This is a genomic window from Shewanella sp. AC91-MNA-CIBAN-0169 (assembly GCF_040310165.1).
Lineage (GTDB): Bacteria > Pseudomonadota > Gammaproteobacteria > Enterobacterales > Shewanellaceae > Shewanella.
Genome location: NZ_JBEOPM010000155.1, coordinates 1 through 254 on the forward strand (window position 1 = coordinate 1; position 254 = coordinate 254).

Below are 254 nucleotides of genomic sequence, written 5' to 3' on the forward strand. Positions count from 1 at the left end.
GTACGGGGGCACGGGACTTGGCCTCTCCATTTGCACCAAGCTAAGTGATTTAATGAATGGCAAAATCAACTTCACGAGTAAAGAAGATAAAGGTTCTGTATTTACTTACCAACAAAGCTTTGAAACATCAGAACTCGATGAATTATTAAAACCAAATAAAGAAATAACCGATTTACAAGGGTGCACTATTTTGGTTGCCGAAGACAATAAAGTAAATCAAGTTGTCGTAAGTAAAATGCTACAAGCTCATAATG

General features: G+C 36.6%; 1 protein-coding gene. It reads left to right on the plus strand.

Annotated elements, in window-relative coordinates; all coding sequences use genetic code 11:
- Positions 1-52: 52 nt before the first annotated feature.
- On the plus strand, positions 53-254 hold a 202-nt coding region (locus AAEY98_RS22500; RefSeq protein ID WP_351019838.1), incomplete at its 3' end, for a hypothetical protein.